Origin of the sequence: Bradyrhizobium sp. 613_E4_N2_2, from assembly GCF_052075995.1 — a bacterium.
GTDB classification, from domain to species: domain Bacteria; phylum Pseudomonadota; class Alphaproteobacteria; order Rhizobiales; family Xanthobacteraceae; genus Bradyrhizobium; species Bradyrhizobium barranii.
On record NZ_CP197234.1, the window covers coordinates 1,300,122 to 1,320,779 of the forward strand.

Genomic DNA, 20,658 nt, shown 5'->3' on the forward strand with positions numbered 1-20,658 from the left:
GAAGGAAATGCGGAAGGCGCCTCAGTCAGAGATTTTTCGGCACGTCACCTCATCCCGGTATTGGAGATCGGTCCATATGAAGACTCTCAGCCTTCTGACCGCGGTCAGCATCGCAGCGCTCATCGCCGTCCCGTCGGCCGCCTCGGCCCAGCAGAAAACGCTCTACGTCGCCGGCTACGGCGGCTCGTTCGAGAAGACCATCCGCGACGAGGTGATCCCGGCCTTCGAGAAGGAGAACGGCGTCAAGGTCGAATACGTCGCCGGCAACTCCACGGACACGCTGGCCAAGCTCCAGGCGCAGAAGGGCAATCAGCAGATCGACGTCGCCATCGTCGACGACGGCCCGATGTACCAGGCGATTCAGCTCGGCTTCTGCGGCAAGCTCGACGGTCTGCCGGCCGATCTCTATGACACCGCCCGCTTCAAGGACGATCGCGCCGTTGCGATCGGCATCGTCGCGACCGGCCTGATGTACAACACCAAGGTGTTCGCCGAGAAAGGCTGGGCGCCGCCGACCTCCTGGAACGATCTGAAGGACACGAAATACGCCAAACAGCTCGTGATCCCGCCGATCAACAACACCTACGGCCTCGAAGCGCTGGTGATGCTGTCGAAGATGAACGGCGGCGGCGAGACCAACGTCGATTCCGGCTTCAAGATCTTCAAGGAGCAGATCAATCCGAACGTGCTCGCCTATGAGCCGTCGCCGGGCAAGATGACCGAGCTGTTCCAATCCGGCCAGGCCGTGATCGCGGTGTGGGGCACCGGCCGCGTGCAGAGTTTTGCCAACACCGGCTTCCCCGTCGACTTCGTCTATCCCAAGGAAGGCGCGGCGACGCTGCTGACGACGGCGTGTCCGATCACCAAGCCGAATGCCTCGCCGCTGGCCTCCAGCTTCATCAAGATGCTGCTCGACCCAAAGATCCAGCTCGTGCTGCTGAAGGACTACGGCTACGGCCCGGTGCTGAAATCACTGGTGGTACCGCTGGAGCTCGGCAAGATGGCGCCGATCGGCGAGCGCGCGGCAAAGCTCTATAATCCGGACTGGACTGTGATCAACGAGAAGCGCGAGGAGTGGACCAAGCGCTGGAATCGCGAGGTCGAGCGTTGATCTGATCGTTGCGGAGACAGCGCATGGCCTATCTCGAGCTCGATCGGGTCGCAAAGCAGTTCGGCGCGCAGACTGTGGTCGATGACTTCAGTCTGTCGGTGGGGAAGGGGGAGTTCATCTCCTTCCTCGGCCCGTCCGGCTGCGGCAAGACCACGACCTTGCAGATGATCGCGGGTTTCCTCGATCCCACACGCGGCGCGATCCGCCTGGAGGGCAAGGACCTCACCGCGATCCATCCCGCGAAGCGCGGGCTCGGCATCGTGTTCCAGAGCTACGCGCTGTTTCCGCACATGACGGCGGCGGAGAACGTCGCGTTCGGCCTCGAGATGCGCAACGTGCCGCGCGCCGAAAGAGCCGAGCGCGTCCGCGCCGCGCTCGCGATGGTCGGGCTTGCCGGCTACGAGGACCGCCATCCGCGCCGCATGTCCGGCGGTCAGCAGCAGCGCGTGGCCCTGGCGCGCGCGCTGGTGATCAAGCCGAGCGTGCTCTTGCTCGACGAGCCGCTGTCCAATCTCGACGCCAAGCTGCGCGAGGAGATGCAGATCGAGCTGCGCCAGATCCAGCGCACCATCGGCACCACGACGATCCTGGTCACCCACGACCAGAACGAGGCGATGTCGCTGTCCGACCGCATCGTGGTGATGAGCCAGGGCCGCATCGAGCAGATCGGCTCGCCGCAGGAGACCTATGAGAAGCCGGCCTCGGCCTTCGTCTCGCAGTTCCTCGGCAAGACCAACGATTTTGCGGCGACGATTGATCGGGCCGCGACGCCGGTGCGGGTGGTGGCTGGCTCCTGGAACGCGCCGGCGCCGGCCGGGCTCAGTGGCCCCGTCACTGTCAGCATTCGCCCTGAACGGATCGGCTTTGGCGATACGGGGCTCGGCGCAAAGATCGTCACGCGTATCTTCCAGGGCAATCACTGGCTGTTCCAGTGCGACAGCGAATGCGGGCCCGCGATCGTGATCCGCCAGAATGACGGGACGGCGCCGCCGGCAGAGGGCGAGGCGGTTCGCCTCGTCTGGCGGCCCGAGGACATGAGCGTGCGCGCGAGGGGTGTCGCATGAGCACGGCCGCCGAGGAGCGCAGCGCACGCGCGCCATGGGCACTGACGGCGCCGGCTTTGATGCTGTTCGTCGGCGTGCTGTTGATCCCGCTGGCGATGACGGTGATGCTGTCGTTCCACGACTGGGGTCAGTACAAGGGCATCGAGCCCGTCTTCATCCTGAAGAACTGGCATGAGATCGCGACCGATCCCTATTACGCCGAAATGTTCTGGCGAACGTTTCGCATCGCGATCCTGACAACGCTGCTCACCGCCGTGCTTGGTGCGCCGGAAGCCTACATCCTCAACCGCATGAGCGGGCGCTGGAAGAGTCTTTTTCTGCTCGTCATCCTCGGGCCGCTCTTGATCTCCGTGGTGGCGCGGACGCTCGGCTGGGCGCTGCTGTTCGGCGGCAACAACGGGCTCGTCAACAAGCTGCTGATGTCGCTCGGAGTGATCCGCTCGCCCATTCCCTTCATGTTCACCGAGACAGGGATGGTGGTTGCGCTCGCCCATGTGATGATGCCGTTCATGGTGCTGTCGGTGTGGGCCGCGCTCCAGCGGCTCAACCCGCAGATCGAGAACGCCGCGATGTCGCTCGGCGCGGGACCCGTGACCATCATCCGCCGCATCATCATGCCGCAGATCATGCCGGGCGTGCTGTCGGGGGCGATCATCGTGTTTTCGCTCTCGGCCAGCGCCTTCGCGACGCCGGCGATCATCGGCGGCCGCCGGCTCAAGGTCGCGGCGACGCTGGCCTATGACGAATTCCTCAACACGCTGAACTGGCCGCTCGGTGCAGCGGTCGCAACGCTGCTGCTGGTCGCGCTGGTGCTGATCGTCGTCGGCAGCAACGCGCTGATCGAGCGCCGCTACGCGGAGGTGTTCCGATGAGCCGGAACGGCCCGCTCGCGTTGATCTTCCACACCATCTTCGTCATCGTCATGGTCGCGCCGATCCTGGTGGTCTGCCTCGTTGCTTTCACGCCGGAAGGCTTTCTGTCGCTGCCGACCAACGGTTTTTCGCTGCGCTGGTTCAGGGCGATCGCCAACTATCCCGAATTCATCCATGCCTTCTGGGTCAGCCTGGGGCTCGGTGCGCTCTCATCCTTCGTGGCGCTGCTGTTCGCGGTGCCGGCGGCGCTCGCGATCGCGCGCTATCGCTTCCGCGGCCGCGATGCGCTCGCGGCGCTGTTCCTGTCGCCGCTGATGATCCCGCATGTCGTGCTCGGCATCGCCTTCCTGCGCTTCTTCACCTCGGCCGGCCTCGGCGGCAGCTTTGCCGCGCTGATCATCGCGCATGTCATCATCGTGTTTCCGTTCGCGCTGCGGCTGACCCTGGCAGCGGCGACCGGCATGGACCTCTCGGTCGAGATGGCGGCAGTCTCGCTCGGCGCCAACGGCTGGACTTTGTTTCGCCGCGTGACGTTGCCGCTGATCCTGCCCGGCGTCATCAGCGGCTGGGCGCTCGCCTTCATCCAGTCCTTCGACGATCTCACCATGACCGTCTTTCTTGCGGCACCCGGCACCGAGACGTTGCCGGTGCGCATGTTCCTTTATATCCAGGACAACATCGATCCGCTGGTGACGTCGGTCTCGGCCTGCGTGATCGCTGTTACCATGACCGCCCTCATTCTGCTCGACCGCTTCTACGGGCTCGACCGTGTGCTCGCCGGCAAGGGCGATACGGGACGATAGGAGAACCCATGTCCAGGGATTATGACGTCGCCGTCGTCGGCGGCGGATTGCTCGGCTCCGCGATTGCTTGGGGTCTAGGCCGGCTAGGCAAGAGCGTGGCCGTTCTCGACGAAGGCGATATCACCAAGCGCGCCTCGCGCGCGAACTTTGCGCTGGTCTGGGTTCAGAGCAAAGGGCTCGGCATGCCGGCCTATACTGTCTGGACCGTGCAGGCGTCGCAAGCGTGGGGCCGGCTCGCCTCCGAGCTGAAGCAGCAGACAGGCCTCGACGTCTCGCTTCAGCAGAATGGCGGCTTTCATCTCACGCTTGGCGATGACGAGTTCGGCCAGCGCACCGAGCTGGTCAAGCGCATGCACAACCAGACCGGCGCTGCCGACTACAAGATGGAGATGCTCTCCGCCTCCGAGGTGAAGAAGTCGTTGCCGCTGATCGGGCCGGAAGTGTCCGGCGGCAGCTATTGTCCGCTCGACGGCCACGTCAATTCGCTGCGGACCTTCCGCGCCTTCCACACCGGCTTCAAGGCATTCGGCATCGACTATTTTCCGGAGCGCCCGGTCTCGGCGATCAGCAAGAGCGGTGGCGAATTCCGCCTGACCACGCCGAAGGGCGAACTGCGCGCCGCCAAGATCGTGCTCGCGGCCGGCAATGCCAACCAGACGCTGGCACCGATGGTCGGCCTCCACGCGCCGATGGGCCCGACCCGCGGCCAGATCGTGGTGACCGAGCGCACCATGCCGTTCCTGCCGCACCCGCTGACCACGATCCGCCAGACCGACGAGGGCACCGTGATGATCGGCGACAGCAAGGAGGACGAGCTCGACGATCGCACCCTGAAGCATTCCGTCAGCGCCGTGATGGCCGATCGCGCGCAAAGGATGTTTCCGCATCTGGCGCGGCTCAACGTGGTCAGGAGCTGGGCCGGCATCCGCGTCATGCCGCAGGACGGCTTTCCGATCTACGACCAGTCGGAGACGCATCCCGGCGCCTTCGTGGCCTGTTGCCATTCCGGCGTGACGCTCGCCTCCAACCACGCTTTCGAGATCGCGCGCATGGTCGCAGCTGGCGCGCTCGAGCCGGAGCTGGTCGGCGCGTTCTCGGCCAGCCGTTTCGGCGTCGCCGGTGCTGCGAACAACAGCGGCTATTAGAGATATCTCAAGGAGCCAAGAGGCATCCCATGTTTAGACGATCCGAACAGGACAAGCGACCGCAGGTCCAGATCTTCGTGGATGGCACGGCCATCGCGGCGCGCCAGGGCGACACCGTCTCCGCCGCACTGCTGGCCTCCGGCTGTGATGCGCGCCGTTCCACCGCAGTGAGCGGCGCGCCGCGTCTGCCCTATTGCATGATGGGGGTGTGCTTCGACTGCCTCGTCACCATCGACGGCGTCGGTAACCGCCAGGGCTGCCTCGTGCCCGTCGCCGAGGGCATGCAGATCGAGATTCAGAAGGGCAAGCGGGAGATCGGAAAATGACTGTGGCTCCCAAGCGCGAAGCTTATGACGTCGTGGTGATCGGGGCCGGGCCCGCCGGCCTCGCGGCCGCTGCGACATCCGCCGAAGCCGGCCTGTCGACGCTGCTGCTCGACGAGAACATCGGCCCCGGCGGCCAGGTGTTTCGTGCCATCTCGTCCACGCCCGTGACCGACCGCAACCAGCTTGGCGCCGACTATTGGGTCGGTGCCGATCTCGTTCAGTCGCTCCGCGCGAGCCGCGCCGAGATTATCCATCGCGCCACCGTCTGGAGCCTCGACCGCAATCTCGAGATCGCCGTCTCGATCGGCGGTGCCTCCGCTTTCCTCAAGGCGCAGCGCGTGATCCTCGCGACCGGCGCGCTGGAGCGGCCGTTCCCGATTCCCGGCTGGACCTTGCCGGGCGTGATGACCGCGGGCGCGGCGCAGACGATGCTGAAATCATCGGCCCTGGTGCCGGACGGCCGCACCGTGATCGCGGGGCAGGGGCCTCTGCTCTGGCTGCTCGCCGCGCAGATCTTGCGGCTGGGCGGCCGCATCGATCGCATCCTCGACACCACCGAGCGCGGCAATTACTTCGCCGCGTTGCCGCACGCCTTCGCCTTCCTGACCTCGCCCTATTTCACCAAGGGGCTGTCGATGATGCGCGAGGTGAAAGCGAAGGCGCAGGTCGTCTCAGGTGTGACCGAGCTCTCAGCATCCGGTGATGGCCAGCTCGCGAATGTGAGCTATGTCGCCGGCGGCAAGCGTGAGACGATTCCGGCGGACCTGTTGCTGCTGCATCAGGGCGTCGTGCCCAATGTCAATCTGGCGATGGCCGCCGGTATCGAGCATCGCTGGGATGATCTGCAATTGTGCTGGTCGCCGGTGTTAGACGCGAGCGGCAATTCGTCGGTAGCGGGCATCGCGATCGCTGGTGACGGCGCCGGTATCGGTGGTGCCAATGCGGCTGTGGTCCGTGGCCGCATCGCGGCGCGCGCGGCAGTGGAGGCATTGGCGCCTGCGGTTGCGACAAAGCTTGCGCCGATGGCGACGCTCCGCGCCGATCTCGCCAAGGCCGAGCGCGGCCGCGTCTTTCTCGACACGCTGTTCCGCCCGGCGCCGCAGTTCCGCATTCCCACGGGCGACACCATCGTCTGCCGCTGCGAGGAAGTCACCGCGAAGGACATTCTCGATGCCGTTGCCATCGGCGCGACCGGGCCGAACCAGCTCAAGGCCTATCGCCGCACCGGCATGGGGCCGTGCCAGGGCCGGCTCTGCGGCCTCACGGTCACCGAGTTGATGGCGCAGGCGCGGGGCAAGACGGCACAGGAGATCGGCTATTACCGGCTGCGCGCGCCGGTCAAGCCGATCACGCTCGCCGAGCTCGCCTCCGTCCCGAAGAGCGAGGCCGACGTCAAGGCGGTGGTACGCGGATGACCCAAAACGTGGATGCGATCGTCGTCGGCGGCGGCATCCACGGATGCTCGACCGCGCTGCATCTGTGCCTCGCCGGCATGAAGCCGGTGCTGATCGAGAAAGACTACGCCGGCCGCCATGCTTCCGGCGTCAATGCCGGCGGCGTCCGCCAGCTCGCGCGGCACATGCCCGAAATCCCGCTCTCGATCCGCTCGATGGGGATCTGGGAGAAGATCACCGATCTCCTCGACGACGATTGCAGCTTTGAGAGTTACGGTCAGGTTCTCGTCGCGGAGAACGAGGAGGAGCTCGCGGTCTGCCGCGCGCGTGTCGCCGAGCTGAACGCGCTTGGCTTCACCCATGAAGAGCTGATCGACGCGACTGAATTGCGGCGCCTCGTGCCGGCCGTGGCTGAGACATGTCCGGGCGGCGTGGTGTCGCGCCGCGATGGGGCCGCCAATCCGGCGCAGACGACGACGGCGTTCCGGCGCAAGGCGGAGCAGCTCGGCGCGACCGTGCGCGAGGGCGTGGCGGCCAGCAACATCCGCTACAGCGACGGCCTCTGGTATGTCGATGTCGGCACCGAGACTTATGCCGCGCCGGTGCTCGTCAATGCCGCCGGCGCCTGGGCCGGAAACATTGCGGCCGCGCTCGGCGAGCCCGTTCCGGTCGAGACCGTGGCGCCGATGCTGATGATCACCTCGCGCGTGCCGCACTTCATCGACCCCGTCGTGATCCTGCGCGGGCGCAAGCTCTCCTTCAAGCAATTCTCCAACGGCACCGTGCTGATTGGCGGCGGCCACCTGGCGACGCCCTATCAGGATCGCAACGAGACCGTGCTGGACTGGAAGAGCCTCGCGATCAGCGCGCGCACCGTGTTCGAGCTGTTCCCGGTGATGCGCAGCGCGACGATCGTCCGCGCCTGGGCCGGCATCGAGGCGAAGATGAAGGACGATATCCCTGTGTTCGGACCGAGCAGCCGCCACAAGGGCCTCTATCACCAGTTCGGCTTCTCCCTGCACGGCTTCCAGCTCGGCCCCGGCGCCGGCGCCGTGATGGCCGAGCTGATCGTCAATGGCGGCACCCAGACCCGAATCGGCGATCTCGGCATCGACCGTTTCCATCCTTCCACGCTCTAAGAAGAGGACATCATGAGCATCACCCGCAGCATCCGCACGCCCATCATGCACCGCGCCGTCGAGGCCAACGGCTTCGTCTTCGTCGGCGGCACCATCGCCGACGACACCTCGGTCTCGATGGGCGATCAGACCCGCAACATCCTCGGCAAGATCGCCGGCTATCTGAAGGAAGCCGGCACCGACAAGTCGCGCGTCGTCAGCACCTCGATCTTCGTCACGGATCTCTCCAAGAAGAAGGAGATGGACGCGGCCTGGACCGAGTTCTTCGGCGACAACCTGCCGACGCGCGCCACGGTCGGTGTCGCCGATCTCGGCGGCGGTGCTCTGATCGAGGTGGTGGTGACCGCACTCAAGGGCTGATTGCGCTCTTCTCACGGGCCCGTGAAGAGAGCCGTCGATCCGAACATGACGAAGATGTAATGGTCTGGATTAGCTGCGGCGCTTTGACGCGCCGCAGTTTCCGTTTATCAGTAGGGGACTCGGCTGGAATGCCCAATGTCCTCGCAGAATAATAACAACAAGCTCGCGATCAAATTTCGCTGCCCCGGAGAACTCGAAGGCCTGCTGCCGCAGCCGGTGCCGGCGAATCTCGGCGTTCCCGACTGGCTCAAGGCGATGCCGACCACGGCCTTCAGTGCCCTCAATCAGCAGGATGACGAGACGGTCAAGCGTTGCCCGCCGTTCATCGACGCGATGACATGCGGTTTCCTGATCCCGCTAATCTGCGATATCAGGGTCGAGGATGGCGAGATCAGCTGGGACAACGACATCCCGCCCGGCGGTGAGATCGATTTTCCGCGCTCGCCGATCAGCTTTCACGATCAGGGCCAGCTCACCGGCTCGCCGCTGTTCGAGGCCGATCGCTTCGTCATCAAGTTTCACAATCTCTGGACCATCGAGGCGCCGGAAGGCTATTCGCTGTTCTTCACCCATCCGGTCAATCGCTTCGACCTGCCGTTCATCACGCTGAGCGGCCTCGTCGATTGCGATCGCTATCGCGACAGCTGGATCCACTTTCCGGCGCATTGGCACAATACGGGCTTTCGCGGCGTGCTGCCCAAGGGCACACCGATCGCGCAATGCATTCCGGTCAAGCGTGAGGATTGGACGCGGCAGACCTCGGCCTTCACCGAGGATGAAGCGCAGAAGGTCCACGCCCTGCGCGCCGCGCTGAAGCGCGAGCCGGGTCTGTACCGGCGGAAATTCAGGGCGTAGCCCGCTCGGGCCTGGCTCCCAGGAATTTCGCCGCGGCGCTCGGGCGGAAGAAGAAGCGGCCGTGCGACGAGGCGGCGAGTGTGAGGGCGGCGCGGCTGAGCATCTGCGGCCGTCCGCCATACACGGACCGCAGCGCCGCCTCGCCGCCATCGCGTTCGCCCATCTCCATCAGGCAGATCGCGAGATTGGCGCGGGAGAGAGCGTCGTCCGGGCGAAGCCCGAGCGCGTGACGGTAGGTGTCGGCGGCCTCCGCATAGGCGCCGTCGAGAAGCTCGGCCCAGGCAAGTTCGGTCAGGATATCGGTGCGTCCCGGCCCGATCGCGCGCGCCGCGGTCAGCACGGTACGCGCTTTGGCGCGATTGTTATTCCGGACATGCATGCGGCCAAGGTCGAGTTGCAGATCGACGCTGGCCGGGGCGAGCGCGAGGGCTTGCTCGATCATCCCGACCGCCTCGCCAACCTCGCCGGCGTTCGCAAGCTGGCCCGCCAGCTCCTGGAACGCGGGCAGATAGGGCGGACGGCGTGCTGCGGTTCGCCGCAGTTGCGCCAGTCCATCGCTTCTGCGCCGCGCGGCACACAGCACATGGCCGAGCAGCGTCTCGATTTCGGGATCGCTATTGCGCTTCGCGGCTTTCTCCAGCGGCGCAATCGCCTCCTCCGCGCGCTCCTGGCCGAGCAGGGCATGGGCGAGGATCAGCACGGCATTCCGGTCGGTGCGATTTGATTTCAGGGCTTCGGTCGCAAGCTGCCTTGCAATGTCGAACTGCTTTGCACGTAGCGCCAGAAAGGCTTGCTGAAGCAGTTGGGCGAGGGGGCTATTCGGCTTGCCGCTCAAGAGATGGCCTCTTGGTTGAGACACGTTGTTTTTTGCCCCTTACCGCATGCCCCATGCAGCGTCCATCAACAGCTTCGTGATGCTTTGCTGATTGGCCCGGACGCTTCGCACGGAATGCGCCTTGATCTCGGCGCCCGGCGGGATTATCAGCGAGACATCAATCAGGAGTTTCGCATCCATGGATTTCACCCCGACCGCAACGCCCATCCGCCTTGCTCACGGGGAATTCCATGCCTGCATCGATCATTCTGTCGAACCTCTCGCTGTCCACGCCTGACGGCCGTCCTCTCCTTTCCGACCTCAAGCTGACATTTGGTGCCGAACGGGCTGGTCTCGTCGGCCGCAACGGCGTCGGCAAGACAACGCTGCTTGCTGCGATCACCGGAGAGCACATTCCCCAAGCGGGACGCGTTCTCCTGAGCGGAACCGTGGGAATGCTCCGCCAGGACGTCCAGCTTCCTGCGGGCGCCGCGGTGATCGATCTGTTCGGCGCGCGCGCAGCGCTGGAGCTGCTTCGCCGTGCCGAGCGGGGCGATGCATTCGCCGACGAAGTCACCGACGTCGACTGGACGCTTGAAGCGCGGCTTGCGTCCGCGCTCGCGCGTGTCGGGTTCGATCCTGATACCGACACGGAGCTGGATCGTTTGTCGGGCGGGCAGATCACGCGGATCCGTCTGGCCGCGCTGGTCTTCGCCGAGCCGGACTTCCTGCTGCTCGATGAGCCCACCAACAATCTCGATCGGGATGGACGTAAGTCAGTGGTCGACCTGCTCGCAGGCTGGCGGGGCGGGGCGATCGTCGTCAGTCACGACCGCGACCTGCTCGAGACCATGGATGCCATCGTCGAGATGACATCGCTCGGGGCAAGACGGTACGGCGGCAATTGGAGCAGTTACCGCGAGCAGAAGGCCATCGAGCTCGCTGCCGTCAGGCACGACCTTGCGCATGCCGAGAAGCATCTCGCCGAGATCGACGGCAAGGCGCAGGAGGCAGCGGAACGCAAGGCGCGCAAGGACAGCGGCGGCAGGAAGAAACGCGCCAAGGGCGACATGCCGCGCATCCTGGCCGGCGCGCGCAAGGATCGCAGCGAGGACTCCGGCGGCAAGACCACGCAGATCGCCGAGCGGCGGCGTGCGGAGGCGCTCGAGGCCGTCGACACGGCTCGCCGGCGCGTCGAGATTCGCCAGCCGCTGTCGGTCAAGCTGCCCCCGACCGGCCTGCCGGCGGGCAGGGAGGTGGTATGGCTCGATCGCGTCAACGCCGGCTATCAGCCGGAGCAGCCGGTCCTGCGCGATCTCTCACTCACGCTCGTCGGCCCGGAGCGCGTCGGGGTCGTCGGGCCGAATGGTTCCGGCAAGACAACGTTACTCAAGCTCGTCACAGGCGAGTTGCGCCCGTTCGCGGGCACCGTGCGGGTCAGGCCGGACTTCGCGCTGTTCGACCAGAAGGTCAGCCTGCTCGATCCCGCGATCTCCATCCTGGACAATTTCGGGCGTCTCAATCCGAAAGCGAGCGCGAACGAGTGCCATGCGGCCCTGGCCCGGTTCGCGTTTCGCGCCGATGCCGCCGCGCAGATCGTGGGGAGCCTGAGTGGCGGACAGCTGTTTCGTGCGGGCCTCGCCTGCGTTCTAGGCGGGGCGGCGCCGCCGTCCCTGCTCATCCTGGACGAGCCGACCAATCATCTCGACATCGAGTCCATCGAAGCCATCGAGGCAGGCTTGAGGGCCTATGACGGCGCGCTGCTCGTGGTCAGTCACGACGAAGCGTTCCTGCAGGCGATCGATATCACGCGCAGGGTCGAGCTGGTCGCCAGCTCGGCCTTCTAAGGCTCATTGGTCGACAACAAATACCCGACGCCCTGCCCCCAGCGCGTCGGGTGGAAAGATAGACTATCAATCGGTGAACCCAACGCCATTGTTGTGACGCGTGCCTTGCCAATTCTCCAGTCCGGGAGACTACCGGCTGCGTGGCGCGGCCTACGAGGCCGCGCTGCCGCCCGGTTCCAGCGCCTCGCCCATCTCCAGCGGATGAGCCATGGTCTCGTGCAGAGCCTCGCGATCGAGCTCGCCTTCGGAGATGCTGATGACGACGCAGGCGATACCGTTGCCGATCAGGTTGGTCAGCGCGCGGCACTCGCTCATGAACTTGTCGATCCCGACCAGGATCGCGATCGACTGGATCGGGATGTCGGGAACGATCGAGAGCGTCGCGGCAAGCGTGATGAACCCGGCGCCGGTCACGCCCGAGGCGCCCTTCGAGGTGATCATGGCGATGCCGAGAATGCCGAGCTCCTGCCAGATCGTCAGATGGGTGTTGGTCGCCTGCGCCAGAAACAGCGTCGCCAGCGTCATGTAGATGTTGGTGCCGTCGAGGTTGAAGCTGTAGCCGGTCGGAATGACGAGGCCGACCACCGAGCGTGAGGCGCCGAGATGCTCCATCTTCTGGATCATCTGCGGTAGCACCGTTTCCGACGAGGAGGTGCCGAGCACGATCAAGAGTTCGTCCTTGATGTAGGCGATGAAGCGCAGGATCGAGAAGCCGGAGAGCCGCGCGATCGAGCCCAGCACGATCAACACGAACAGGATGCTGGTGAGATAGAACGTGCCGATCAGGGCCGCGAGGTTGAGCAGCGAGCCGAGGCCGTAGGCGCCGACAGTGAACGCCATCGCGCCGAACGCGCCGATCGGCGCCACGCGCACGATGATGCGGATGATGCCGAAGAACATTTTCGCGGCCTTGTCGATCGCCTCCGCGATCGGCTCGCCGGCCTTGCCGAGGAAGGCGATGGCGAAGCCCGACAGGATCGAGATCAGCAGCACCTGAAGCAGGTCGCCGCGCGCGATCGCGCCCACATAGCTGTCGGGAATGATCGCCATCAGATGGGCGACGATGCCCTCTTCCTTGGCCTTGGTGACGTAGGTCGCCACCGATTTCGGATCGATCGTGGCGGGATCGATGTTGAAGCCGTGCCCGGGCTGGAGAATCTCGCCGACCAGCAGGCCGATGGCGAGCGCGACGGTCGAGACCGTCTCGAAATAGATCAGCGACTTCAGCCCGACCCGGCCGACGCGCTTGAGGTCGCCCATCGAGGAAATGCCGTGCACCACGGTGCAGAAGATGACAGGCGCGATCATCATCTTGATCAGCGCGATGAAGCCGTCGCCGAGCGGCTTCAGCTCCTTGCCGAGATCGGGATAGAAATAGCCGATGAGCACCCCGAGCGCGATCGCGATCAGAACCTGGATGTAGAGGATCTTGTACCAGGGTTGATGCCGGCGATGGACGGCTGGCTGGATCGCGACTTCTGTCATAGTGTGTGCCCCGGAACGCATTGATTTTTGATTCTGCAAGATCTGGCTTTTGCAAGCTTTGAATCTTGCATGACTCGCATCATGTGATGGTCGCCGCAGAAGCGACAATCACATTTTTGTCGGATCGCACGAAGATCGGTCGCTGCACCGCAACGGGGGGAATATGACAACCACGATGGGCTCGGACGAGCAGCCGCAAAGCTATTTTCCGCGCTGGAAATTCAAGGCCTCGGGCGTGATCATGCCGGAGGAGCGGCTGTCATGGGGCCAGACCGTCGTCTCCGGTCTTCAGCATTGCGTCGCAATGTCGGGCTCGACGATCATCGCGCCGCTGCTGATGGGGTTCGATCCCAATGTTGCGGTCCTGTTCTCCGGCATCGGCACGCTGATCTTCTTCGTCATCGTCGCCGGGCGCGTGCCGAGCTATCTCGGTTCGAGCTTCGCGTTCATCGCCGTCGTCATCGCCGCCACCGGCTATGCCGGGCAGGGGCCGAATCCAAACCTCTCCGTCGCGCTCGGCGGCATCGTTGGCGCCGGCGTGCTCTACGGCGTGATCGCGTTGATCGTGATGTGGTCGGGCGTTGGCTGGGTCGAGCGCCTGATGCCGCCGGCCGTCACCGGCGCCGTGGTCGCCGCGATCGGCCTCAATCTCGCGCCCGTGGCGGTCAAGGCGGTGAGCGTCAACGCGTTCGACACCTGGATCGGGCTCGCGACGGTGCTGATCATTGGCATAGTGGCCGTTGCCGCTCCAGGCCTGTGGCGCCGCCTGCCGATCATCCTCGGCGCGGTGGGCGGATATCTGTTGTACCTGCTGTTCGCGAACGGCCTTGGCTTCGGCAAGCCGATCGACTTCGCGCAACTCGCGGCCGCGCCGTGGTTGGGCATGCCGAGCTTTACCACGCCGACCTTCCAGGCCGATGCAATCTTTCTGATCGCGCCGGTTGCGGTCATTCTCGTCGCCGAGAACCTCGGTCACATCAAAGCCGTTGGCGCCATGACGGGCCGGAGCCTCGATGCCTATCTCGGCCGCGCCCTGTTCGCCGACAGCCTCGCGACCATCGTGGCAGCCTGCGGCGGCGGCACCGGCGTCACCACCTATGCCGAGAACATCGGCGTCATGGCGGCGACGAAAGTCTATTCGACACTGTTGTTTGCATTCGCGGCCACGGTCTCGATCCTGCTCGGCTTCTCGCCGAAATTCGGCGCACTGATCCTGTCGATTCCCGGTCCCGTCATCGGCGGCCTCTCGATCGTGCTGTTTGGATTGATCGCCGCGATGGCCGGACGGATCTGGGTCGAGAACAAGGTCGACTTCGCCAATCCCGCGAACCTGATCACCGTCGCCGTGGCGCTGACCGCGGGCGCCGGCGACCTCACGTTCAAATTCGGCGCGTTTACGATCGGCGGGATCGGCACGGCGACTTTTGGCGCCATCATCCTTTATCAGATCCTGACCTCGCCGCTGGCGCGGCGCGCGGAATGAATCCCAAGGATGCACGGAAGGATGGAACAAAACGCGCCGTCCGTCGATGATGAGACATTCCGGAGAGAACACATGCCGCAGACCGATCGCTCGACCCCGTTTTCCTCCCGCCTCGTCGACCAATACGCGCTGGTGACCGGTGCCTCGCAAGGCATCGGCCGCGCCGTCGCCATCCGGCTCGCGCAGGAGGGCGCGACCGTCGCCATCAACTATGTCGATCACCCCGAGAGGGCCGAGGAGACGCTCGCGCTTGCAAGGACAGGATCGGCTGACCGCGGCCACGGCAAGCTCGATCATGTCGTCGTCAAGGCCGATGTCAGCAATGAGCAGGAGGTCGCCGCGATGTTCGAGACGGTGCTTTCGCGCTGGAAGCGGCTCGACTGCCTCGTCAACAATGCCGGCTTCCAGCGGGAGTCGCCGAGCGAGGCGCTCGACATCGACACCTACCGCCGCATCATCGACGTCAATCTCAACGGCGCCGTGCTCTGCGCGCAGAAGGCGCTCGCCCATTTCGTCGCGCGCGGCGGAGGCGGCAGCATCATCAACTGCTCCAGCGTCCACCAGATCATCCCGAAGCCGGGCTATCTCGCTTATTCGATCAGCAAGGGCGGCATCGCCAATCTGACACGCACGCTGGCGCTGGAATTCGCCGGCCGCGGGATTCGCGTCAATGCGGTCGGCCCGGGCGCGATCGATACGCCGATCAACGCGGCGTGGACGGGTGATCCCGCCAAGCGCGGCGTCGTCACCAGCCACATTCCGCTGGGACGGGTCGGCACCCCGGAAGAGATCGCCGCTGTGTTCGCCTTCCTCGCCTCGGATGACGCCAGTTACATTACGGGCCAGACCATTTACGCCTGCGGAGGCCTGACGCTGTTCCCCGAGTTTCGCGAGAACTGGGCGAGCTAGAAACGTGGATTCACGACCGAAGCCACGAACTCATCACCCCGTGCCGACCGCTTCAAAAATCTCCCGCGAGCAGGTCGTAGGAGCCCCGGCTGCCGCGGACATACTTTTTGGCCGCAGCGGCACATATCAAGTCGCGGTTGGAATCGAACGCAATCAGAAATCCCGATTCGCTGGAATGGGTACCCGGTTGAATCCGCTTCAATGCGTCTTCGTCGATGAAGAACGAGGCCTCGATGGCGCTGTCGTGTCCCCAGAACCGCACGGCATGCCGCGTCCGGTCATACGAGCGGCTGTGATTTGGAAAGTCGATCATGGTCAGGCCGATCAGGTTGCAGGTGCCGCGCGCCAGCCTTTCGCCGTTTGAGTCGGGGCTCGCCGGGTGGCCGACGCTCGGCCCGCGTACGTCAGGAACACGGACGTTCCGTCCAGACGAAGACGCGCCGGTTGCGCCTCTCTCAAATGAAGATTTGGCAACAGGGCAGCAATCCGATTCAATGCCGATCGCGACAAATAGTTTCTTGATAAGCCTCGCTATTCGGCGAAGGGATCACTACATACAGTTTATCACCGCGCGCCCCTCGGCTGTCATCGGTGACTGAGAGCATTGCGCTCCCGCCAGAACCAACAGGCGGTCAGTATGTCGGATTCCCCTAGATTCAGCCTTCGCGAGTGGCTCGTACCTCCGGTCTTGCTACCGGTTTTCTTCGTGGTGTTGATCGCCGCAGCGATGCTCATACAATGGTAGCCGGTCTTGGCGTGCCTTCGCCATCGGCTCAAGCAAGCAGCTCGTCAGAATCGATCCCGGCCTCTTTGGCTTGCGAGTTGAGCGCCAGGGCGATCAACGCCCTCGACCTTGCCCGCAAGATGCCGTCGGGAGACAAGCGCACGGTGGCAATGCGCCGGGCAGCGATTCTCGGAAATGCCGCTGAAATCCTCACGTATTTCTCGGCGGCGAAGGATCGCTGTTGAAGGAGCCCGCATGTTTAAATTTCTGCAGTATCGTGCAAAAGCGGCCGCGTATGGCGAACTGGCGAGGAATTCGCCCGGCAAAGCCGATACGCGCAAATTCGAACAACTGCAGGATAGCCACACATCGCGCGCGGACAACGAGCAGATGCTCGCGGACCAATACGTGGATGCAGTCAATGCCGGGGGGACGGAGCGACTGCGCGGCGCAGCCCTCGCGGCGGAGGAAGAGCGCGTTTTGCGCTGTCTCGGTGCGGCCGTCATCATGCAATGGAATTCATTGCCGACGACGCTCCAGCGGGAGATCTTCGATACCGCCGGATCGGTTGGGACATTGCTGGATACGGCGGCGCTCCGTGGGCAGATTGCCCGGTTTCTTCACAAGCATAGGCACGACGCCGATCCCGCCAAGATCTGACATGTTCAGGGGCTGAGCGAGAGGCGCGGTTCGCGAAGCATATGGACGCAAACAACAGGAGGATCCAGATGGCACTGACAAAATTCCGTATCGATGAACAGCCGCATGCCATGGACGGTCTGCGGCTTCTTGCCCAGGAAGGCACGAGAGAAGTCGAGGCGTTCGTCAGTCGCAAGGTGATGGACGTTTGGGCCGAATCGATCGAGCACAGTGGCGGACGTCAGAGTTTGTTCCGGAAGCAATACAGCGCGCTTGGGAAACGGAACTTTGCCGCGCTTGAGCGCATCGTGAGCGCCAAATACCAGCGGGGCACCGCGTTCAACCGTCAGCATCCGTTTGTCGAGGTGTTGTTCTCGGACATCGCGGAAAGCGGGGAGACCTTGAATCTCAGCGAACTGGTGCGTGAGCCGTTGCCGCCGGCATTTCACCGGCGCGCCTGATCCGATTGGAACGCCGCCCGGTAGCGGTCACTGGTTTGCCAATGTGCCCCGTCATGAAGATGGGAGGCGTGGAGGCTCTGGCCGACCTGCTCGGGCTGACGCAGGCCAAAAACTGATCGCCGGCTTCGAGCTGCTGGCGCGGGAGTGATCTGGCAAAACGACACGGCGTGAACTACATCTGCGCCATGGCAAACCCTCCGCAGGCAAACCGTTCGCTCGAAGATTTCGTCGGCCGGCACGAACGTCTGTTCGTGCTGACCGGCGCCGGCTGCAGCACCAATTCGGGCATTCCCGATTATCGCGACAGCCATGGCAATTGGAAGCGGACCCAGCCGGTCAATTTCCAGGCCTTCATGTCGGAAGAGCCTACGCGCCAGCGCTATTGGGCGCGCAGCCTGATCGGCTGGCGGCGGTTCGGCCGGGCGAGGCCGAACGATGCGCATCATGCGCTTGCCCGGCTCGAGGCGAGCGGGCGCTGCGAGATGCTGCTGACCCAGAACGTCGACCGGCTGCATCAGTCCGCCGGCCACCGGCAGGTGATCGATTTGCATGGCCGGCTCGATCTGGTCCGCTGCATGGGCTGCGGGGCGAAGACCCCGCGCAACGAATTCCAGGACAGGCTCGGCCGTGCCAATGCGGAATGGCTGACGCTCGACGCCGCCGATGCGCCTGATGGTGACGCCGATCTCGAGCATGCGGATTTCTCGTCGTTCGAGGTGCCCGCCTGCGAAGCCTGCGGCGGCATCCTCAAGCCCGACGTCGTGTTCTTCGGCGAGAACGTTCCGCGCGACGTGGTTGCCACCGCGCAGGATCATCTGGCGCAGGCCGACGCCATGCTGATCGTCGGCTCCTCGCTGATGGTCTATTCCGGATTCCGCTTCGTGCAGTCTGCCGCGAACCGGCAGATCCCGATCGCCGCGGTCAATCTCGGACGCACCCGCGCCGACGATCTCCTCACGCTCAAGGTCGAGGAGCGCTGCGAGGCGGCGCTTGCATTCCTGCTCTGAGCGCGTGGGCCGCACCCTTCTACCGCATAGGTGCCACGCAAAGCGGCTCGGACGCTTCACCCCGGGCGTTGTCGCTGGTATGAAAATTGCTGCGGTTTTCGCGCAGTTTGTCGATCAGCACGGAGAATTTGGAATGCTTGAGGGAGCCGAGGTGCGGCTTGCCGTTGATATCGGTGGCACGTTCACCGACATCGTGCTGGACGTGGGGCAGGATCGCAAGACGCGCAAGGTGCTGACGACGCCGCAGCGGCCGGAGCAGGCGGTGCTGGATGGCATGCGTCTCATTCTCACTGACGCGCGTGCGCATATGAGCGACATCGACGTCTTCATTCACGGCACGACGCTCGCGACCAATGCGATCATCGAGCGCCGCGGCGCCAAGACCGCGCTGATTGCGACCGACGGCTTTCGCGACGTGCTCGATATCGGCACCGAGAGCCGCTATGACCAGTACGATCTCAGCATCGACAAGCCGAGGCCATTGGCGCCGCGGTCGCTCCGCTTCACCGTGCCGGAGCGGATCGACGCACACGGCGCCGTTCGCCTCCCGCTGGACGAGGCGGCAGTACGTGCACTCGCGCCAAAATTGCGCGCGCTGAACGTCGAGAGCGTCGCGATCGCCTTCCTGCACTCCTACGCCAATCCCGAGCACGAGCGCCGCACGGCCGCGATCCTCGGCGAGGAGATGCCCGGCATCTCCGTGACCGTGTCCTCTGCGGTGTGTCCGGAGATCCGCGAATACGAGCGCACCTCCACCGCGGTCGCCAACGCCTATGTGCAACCCCTGATCGACGGCTATCTCGCTCGCATGGCGGATGCCTTGCAGGTTGAGCAGTTCCGCGGCGCGATCTATCTCGTCACCTCCGGCGGCGGCGTCACCTCGATCGAGACGGCGCGGCGCTTTCCGGTGCGGCTCGTCGAATCCGGTCCTGCCGGGGGCGCGATCTTCGCGGCGCAGATCGCAGCGCGGCTCGGCGAGAGCAAGGTGCTGTCCTTCGACATGGGCGGCACGACCGCAAAAATCTGCCTGATCGAAAAATACCAGCCCGAGACCTCGCGCGTGTTCGAGGTCGATCGCGCGGCGCGCTTCCTGAAGGGCTCCGGCCTGCCGGTGCGCATCCCCGTGATCGAGATGGTCGAGATCGGCGCCGGCGGCGGCTCGATCGCGCATGTCGATGCGATGAAGCGTGTCACTGTCGGCCCCGAGAGCGCCTCGTCGGAGCCGGGGCCTGCCTGCTACGGCCGCGGCGGCCAGCGTCCGGCCGTGACGGACGCGGACGTAGCCCTCGGTATGATCGATCCTGATGCCTTTGCGGGCGGCACGATCAAGCTCAACCCGGAACTTTCAAAGGAGGCGCTGTTGCGCGCCGTCGGTGAGCCGCTGGGGCTGTCGGCGGAAACCGCGGCCTATGCCGTGCACGAGGTCGTCTGCGAGAACATGGCGAGTGCGGCGCGCGTGCACGCGGTCGAGCGCGGCGAGATTGTCGGCCAGCACACGCTGATCGCCTTCGGTGGTGCCGCGCCGCTGCATGCGGCGCGCGTCGCCGAGAAGATCGGCGTCTCGCGGGTCATCGTGCCCTCGAATGCCGGCGTCGGCTCGGCCGTCGGCTTCCTGGCTACTCCCATTGCCTATGAGCTGGTGCGCAGCCGCCATGTCCGCCTCGATGATTTCGACACGGAGGGGGTCTCGGAGCTGCTCCAGGAGATGGTGACTGAAGCGCGCGCGCTGGTGGAGCCGGGCGCGGCCGGTGCGCCGGTGCGCGAGCGCCGTGCAGCCTTCATGCGCTATGTCGGCCAGGGCCACGAGATCTCGGTCGAGCTGCCGAACCGGCGGCTGACATCGGCCGATCTCGCCGGCCTGCGCCAGAAGTTCGAGGCCGACTATTCGGCGATGTTCGAGCGGCCGATCCCGGGCGCCGCGATCGAGGTTCTGAGCTGGTCGGTGCTCGCGACCACCGATGCGCACAATCCCTCTGTCGTCGCTTCCGTTGCGCGCAAGCCCGCCGGCAAGGCCTCGGGCAGCCGCAAATTCTTCGACGGACGCGCGGGGGAAGTGATCGAGATCCCGCTCTATCGCCGCGAGGACATGGCACCGGGCGCGACCATTGCGGGTCCCGCCGTGATCGCCGAGGACGAGACGTCCACCTTCGTCTCCAACAGTTTTGACGCCCATATCGACGGTGCCGGCAGCATCGTCATGGAACGAAAGGCGGCCTGATC

General features: G+C 64.9%; 22 protein-coding genes. 18 read left to right on the forward strand and 4 right to left on the reverse strand.

Annotated features, from left to right (window positions below):
* Positions 1–76 precede the first annotated feature (76 nt).
* From AB7290_RS06080 to AB7290_RS06125, 10 genes are all read left to right on the forward strand, one after another.
* Positions 77–1,111 (forward strand): ABC transporter substrate-binding protein, encoded by a 1,035-nt coding sequence (locus AB7290_RS06080; RefSeq protein WP_085401806.1) that lies wholly within the window; start codon positions 77–79, stop codon positions 1,109–1,111.
* Between the two features lie 23 nt (positions 1,112–1,134).
* Complete coding sequence (locus AB7290_RS06085; RefSeq protein WP_085401807.1) at positions 1,135–2,175, forward strand: ABC transporter ATP-binding protein; 1,041 nt, start codon at positions 1,135–1,137, stop codon at positions 2,173–2,175.
* Positions 2,172–3,047, forward strand: coding sequence for an ABC transporter permease (locus AB7290_RS06090; RefSeq protein ID WP_085401808.1), 876 nt, complete (start codon positions 2,172–2,174; stop codon positions 3,045–3,047). Before AB7290_RS06085 ends, AB7290_RS06090 begins: the two co-directional genes overlap by 4 nt.
* Positions 3,044–3,850, forward strand: a complete 807-nt coding sequence (locus AB7290_RS06095; protein WP_085401809.1) for an ABC transporter permease — start codon at positions 3,044–3,046, stop codon at positions 3,848–3,850. The genes AB7290_RS06090 and AB7290_RS06095 overlap by 4 nt, the downstream gene beginning before the upstream one ends.
* 8 nt (positions 3,851–3,858) lie before the next feature.
* Positions 3,859–4,995: an NAD(P)/FAD-dependent oxidoreductase gene (locus tag AB7290_RS06100; RefSeq protein WP_085401810.1), complete on the forward strand. Its 1,137-nt coding sequence runs from the start codon at positions 3,859–3,861 to the stop codon at positions 4,993–4,995.
* A gap of 29 nt (positions 4,996–5,024) precedes the next feature.
* On the forward strand, positions 5,025–5,321 hold the full coding sequence (locus tag AB7290_RS06105) for a (2Fe-2S)-binding protein (RefSeq protein WP_063981059.1): 297 nt from the start codon (positions 5,025–5,027) through the stop codon (positions 5,319–5,321).
* The gene (locus tag AB7290_RS06110; protein ID WP_085401811.1) at positions 5,318–6,736 is read left to right on the forward strand and encodes an FAD/NAD(P)-dependent oxidoreductase; all 1,419 of its coding nucleotides are present in this window, start codon (positions 5,318–5,320) and stop codon (positions 6,734–6,736) included. The genes AB7290_RS06105 and AB7290_RS06110 overlap by 4 nt, the downstream gene beginning before the upstream one ends.
* On the forward strand, positions 6,733–7,854 hold the full coding sequence (locus tag AB7290_RS06115; RefSeq protein WP_085401812.1) for an NAD(P)/FAD-dependent oxidoreductase: 1,122 nt from the start codon (positions 6,733–6,735) through the stop codon (positions 7,852–7,854). Before AB7290_RS06110 ends, AB7290_RS06115 begins: the two co-directional genes overlap by 4 nt.
* A gap of 12 nt (positions 7,855–7,866) precedes the next feature.
* Positions 7,867–8,214, forward strand: a complete 348-nt coding sequence (locus AB7290_RS06120) for a RidA family protein (protein WP_085401813.1) — start codon at positions 7,867–7,869, stop codon at positions 8,212–8,214.
* 135 nt (positions 8,215–8,349) lie between these two features.
* Positions 8,350–9,069, forward strand: coding sequence for a hypothetical protein (locus AB7290_RS06125; RefSeq protein ID WP_063981063.1), 720 nt, complete (start codon positions 8,350–8,352; stop codon positions 9,067–9,069).
* Here AB7290_RS06125 and AB7290_RS06130 read toward each other — a convergent pair.
* Positions 9,059–9,904 (reverse strand): tetratricopeptide repeat protein, encoded by an 846-nt coding sequence (locus tag AB7290_RS06130; protein WP_085401814.1) that lies wholly within the window; start codon positions 9,902–9,904, stop codon positions 9,059–9,061. The genes AB7290_RS06125 and AB7290_RS06130 overlap by 11 nt on opposite strands.
* A gap of 39 nt (positions 9,905–9,943) precedes the next feature.
* Positions 9,944–10,111, reverse strand: a complete 168-nt coding sequence (locus tag AB7290_RS06135) for a hypothetical protein (RefSeq protein WP_161495845.1) — start codon at positions 10,109–10,111, stop codon at positions 9,944–9,946.
* Positions 10,112–10,134: 23 nt separating this feature from the next.
* On the opposite strand from AB7290_RS06135, the gene AB7290_RS06140 reads away from it, so the two are divergent.
* Complete coding sequence (locus tag AB7290_RS06140; protein WP_354115626.1) at positions 10,135–11,730, forward strand: ABC-F family ATP-binding cassette domain-containing protein; 1,596 nt, start codon at positions 10,135–10,137, stop codon at positions 11,728–11,730.
* Positions 11,731–11,880: 150 nt separating this feature from the next.
* On the opposite strand, the gene AB7290_RS06145 is transcribed toward AB7290_RS06140, so the two are convergent.
* Positions 11,881–13,215 (reverse strand): dicarboxylate/amino acid:cation symporter, encoded by a 1,335-nt coding sequence (locus AB7290_RS06145; protein ID WP_085401816.1) that lies wholly within the window; start codon positions 13,213–13,215, stop codon positions 11,881–11,883.
* Between the two features lie 163 nt (positions 13,216–13,378).
* Here AB7290_RS06145 and AB7290_RS06150 point away from each other — a divergent pair, with 163 nt between their 5' ends.
* The gene (locus tag AB7290_RS06150) at positions 13,379–14,698 is read left to right on the forward strand and encodes a solute carrier family 23 protein (RefSeq protein ID WP_085401817.1); all 1,320 of its coding nucleotides are present in this window, start codon (positions 13,379–13,381) and stop codon (positions 14,696–14,698) included.
* 72 nt (positions 14,699–14,770) lie between these two features.
* Positions 14,771–15,607 carry an SDR family oxidoreductase gene (locus tag AB7290_RS06155; protein WP_085401818.1) on the forward strand — a complete coding sequence of 279 codons (837 nt, stop codon included), beginning with the start codon at positions 14,771–14,773 and terminating at the stop codon, positions 15,605–15,607.
* A gap of 52 nt (positions 15,608–15,659) precedes the next feature.
* Here AB7290_RS06155 and AB7290_RS06160 read toward each other — a convergent pair whose 3' ends face one another.
* Complete coding sequence (locus AB7290_RS06160; protein WP_085401819.1) at positions 15,660–15,920, reverse strand: DUF1488 domain-containing protein; 261 nt, start codon at positions 15,918–15,920, stop codon at positions 15,660–15,662.
* A 425-nt stretch (positions 15,921–16,345) separates the two neighbouring features.
* On the opposite strand from AB7290_RS06160, the gene AB7290_RS06165 reads away from it, so the two are divergent.
* The 5 genes from AB7290_RS06165 to AB7290_RS06185 all read left to right on the forward strand — a co-directional run bounded on the left by AB7290_RS06165 (position 16,346) and on the right by AB7290_RS06185 (position 20,656).
* Positions 16,346–16,576 carry a hypothetical protein gene (locus tag AB7290_RS06165; protein WP_084794963.1) on the forward strand — a complete coding sequence of 77 codons (231 nt, stop codon included), beginning with the start codon at positions 16,346–16,348 and terminating at the stop codon, positions 16,574–16,576.
* Positions 16,577–16,586: 10 nt separating this feature from the next.
* Entirely contained in the window at positions 16,587–16,991 is a 405-nt protein-coding gene (locus AB7290_RS06170) for a hypothetical protein (protein WP_063981068.1), read from the forward strand.
* Between the two features lie 68 nt (positions 16,992–17,059).
* Positions 17,060–17,431, forward strand: a complete 372-nt coding sequence (locus AB7290_RS06175) for a signal transduction histidine kinase (RefSeq protein ID WP_187387922.1) — start codon at positions 17,060–17,062, stop codon at positions 17,429–17,431.
* A gap of 185 nt (positions 17,432–17,616) precedes the next feature.
* Positions 17,617–18,438, forward strand: a complete 822-nt coding sequence (locus AB7290_RS06180; protein WP_085401821.1) for an NAD-dependent protein deacetylase — start codon at positions 17,617–17,619, stop codon at positions 18,436–18,438.
* A 133-nt stretch (positions 18,439–18,571) separates the two neighbouring features.
* Positions 18,572–20,656 (forward strand): hydantoinase/oxoprolinase family protein, encoded by a 2,085-nt coding sequence (locus AB7290_RS06185; RefSeq protein WP_085401845.1) that lies wholly within the window; start codon positions 18,572–18,574, stop codon positions 20,654–20,656.
* The last annotated feature ends 2 nt before the right edge of the window (positions 20,657–20,658 follow it).

Bases quoted from the DNA above. Each gene is read 5' to 3' on its own strand.
- AB7290_RS06080 (WP_085401806.1), top strand. From the start codon at position 77: ATGAAGACTCTCAGCCTTCTGACCGCGGTCAGCATCGCAGCGCTCATC.
- AB7290_RS06085 (WP_085401807.1), top strand. From the start codon at position 1,135: ATGGCCTATCTCGAGCTCGATCGGGTCGCAAAGCAGTTCGGCGCGCAG.
- AB7290_RS06090 (WP_085401808.1), top strand. From the start codon at position 2,172: ATGAGCACGGCCGCCGAGGAGCGCAGCGCACGCGCGCCATGGGCACTG.
- AB7290_RS06095 (WP_085401809.1), top strand. From the start codon at position 3,044: ATGAGCCGGAACGGCCCGCTCGCGTTGATCTTCCACACCATCTTCGTC.
- AB7290_RS06100 (WP_085401810.1), top strand. From the start codon at position 3,859: ATGTCCAGGGATTATGACGTCGCCGTCGTCGGCGGCGGATTGCTCGGC.
- AB7290_RS06105 (WP_063981059.1), top strand. From the start codon at position 5,025: ATGTTTAGACGATCCGAACAGGACAAGCGACCGCAGGTCCAGATCTTC.
- AB7290_RS06110 (WP_085401811.1), top strand. From the start codon at position 5,318: ATGACTGTGGCTCCCAAGCGCGAAGCTTATGACGTCGTGGTGATCGGG.
- AB7290_RS06115 (WP_085401812.1), top strand. From the start codon at position 6,733: ATGACCCAAAACGTGGATGCGATCGTCGTCGGCGGCGGCATCCACGGA.
- AB7290_RS06120 (WP_085401813.1), top strand. From the start codon at position 7,867: ATGAGCATCACCCGCAGCATCCGCACGCCCATCATGCACCGCGCCGTC.
- AB7290_RS06125 (WP_063981063.1), top strand. From the start codon at position 8,350: ATGTCCTCGCAGAATAATAACAACAAGCTCGCGATCAAATTTCGCTGC.
- AB7290_RS06135 (WP_161495845.1), bottom strand. From the start codon at position 10,111: ATGGGCGTTGCGGTCGGGGTGAAATCCATGGATGCGAAACTCCTGATT.
- AB7290_RS06140 (WP_354115626.1), top strand. From the start codon at position 10,135: ATGCCTGCATCGATCATTCTGTCGAACCTCTCGCTGTCCACGCCTGAC.
- AB7290_RS06145 (WP_085401816.1), bottom strand. From the start codon at position 13,215: ATGACAGAAGTCGCGATCCAGCCAGCCGTCCATCGCCGGCATCAACCC.
- AB7290_RS06150 (WP_085401817.1), top strand. From the start codon at position 13,379: ATGACAACCACGATGGGCTCGGACGAGCAGCCGCAAAGCTATTTTCCG.
- AB7290_RS06155 (WP_085401818.1), top strand. From the start codon at position 14,771: ATGCCGCAGACCGATCGCTCGACCCCGTTTTCCTCCCGCCTCGTCGAC.
- AB7290_RS06160 (WP_085401819.1), bottom strand. From the start codon at position 15,920: ATGATCGACTTTCCAAATCACAGCCGCTCGTATGACCGGACGCGGCAT.
- AB7290_RS06165 (WP_084794963.1), top strand. From the start codon at position 16,346: ATGGTAGCCGGTCTTGGCGTGCCTTCGCCATCGGCTCAAGCAAGCAGC.
- AB7290_RS06170 (WP_063981068.1), top strand. From the start codon at position 16,587: ATGTTTAAATTTCTGCAGTATCGTGCAAAAGCGGCCGCGTATGGCGAA.
- AB7290_RS06175 (WP_187387922.1), top strand. From the start codon at position 17,060: ATGGCACTGACAAAATTCCGTATCGATGAACAGCCGCATGCCATGGAC.
- AB7290_RS06180 (WP_085401821.1), top strand. From the start codon at position 17,617: ATGGCAAACCCTCCGCAGGCAAACCGTTCGCTCGAAGATTTCGTCGGC.
- AB7290_RS06185 (WP_085401845.1), top strand. From the start codon at position 18,572: ATGCTTGAGGGAGCCGAGGTGCGGCTTGCCGTTGATATCGGTGGCACG.